This is a genomic window from Streptomyces natalensis ATCC 27448 (assembly GCF_000935125.1).
Lineage (GTDB): Bacteria > Actinomycetota > Actinomycetes > Streptomycetales > Streptomycetaceae > Streptomyces > Streptomyces natalensis.
The window spans coordinates 1-1,054 of sequence record NZ_JRKI01000051.1 but is presented as its reverse complement, the minus strand read 5'-3'; the positions used below and the strand labels follow the sequence as shown (position 1 = coordinate 1,054).

Sequence of the window (1,054 nt, the reverse complement as noted above, 5' to 3'; positions counted from 1 at the left end):
GTGGTCGTCCTGGTCGCCGAGCTCATGGACATCCTCGACCAGTCGGTCGTCCTTACCGCCCTGCCCGCAATCCAGGCGTCGACCGGCACCGGACCAGCCGCGGTGCAGTGGCTGACCGCCGGCTACTCGCTGACCGTCGCCGTCGGACTGATCACCGGCGGCAGGCTCGGCGACCTTCACGGCCGGCGCAAGATCCTCCTCATCGGCACCGCCCTGTTCACCCTCGCCTCGCTGCTGTGCGGCATCGCCACCGGACCCGGTGTACTGATCGCCGCCCGCGTCATCCAAGGCGCCGGAGTCGCCGTAATGATCCCCCAGGTCCTGGCCACCCTCCACGTCACCTTCGACAGCGAGAACCGCAGCAGGGCCTTCGGCCTCTACGGGGCCGTCCTGTCGCTGGCCTCCGTTCTGGGGCCGGTTCTCGGCGGCGTGCTCACCCAGCTGGATCTGTTCGGACTGTCCTGGCGGCCGATCTTCCTGATCAACGTGCCCGTCGGACTCGCCGTGATCATCCTCGGACGGAAGTTCATCCCCGAATCGACCGCACAGAACGCCAACCGCCTGGACCTCACCGGGATGCTGCTGTCCGCACTCGCCATGGCCCTGATCATCTTCCCGCTCACCGAAGGCAACACCCACCACTGGCCGCTGTGGTGCTTCGCCATGCTCGCCGGCGGGCTGCTGATGCTCGGCGTCTTCCTGCGCCACCAGCAGCGCCAGCAGGGCAACACCCCGCTCGTGGCACTGGCCCTCTTCCGGGGCAAGCAGTTCTCCGGCGGCCTGTCCGCGCAGCTGATGCTCGGCCTGCTGTGCGGCCTGTTCTTCACGACCTGGACGCAGTACCTGCAGCGCGGTCTGGACATGAGCCCGATAATGGCGGCCGCGGCCTTTGTGCTGCTTGCTCTCGGCGAGCTGGCCGGTGCGACGGTCGCGATGAAGACCGCCGGGCGCTTCGGGCACCGCCTGCCCCAGGCCGGAGCCCTGATCGCCCTCGGCTCGATGGCCGCCTACGGGCTCCAGGTCAGCAGCCGACAGGCCAACCTGACCCTCCTCG

The 1,054-nt window shown here is 68.9% G+C and carries 1 protein-coding gene; it reads left to right on the top strand.

The window, feature by feature from the left end; translation table 11 throughout:
* The coding region (locus SNA_RS29900; protein WP_044367717.1) for an MFS transporter at positions 1-1,054 on the top strand (1,054 nt) is incomplete at both ends.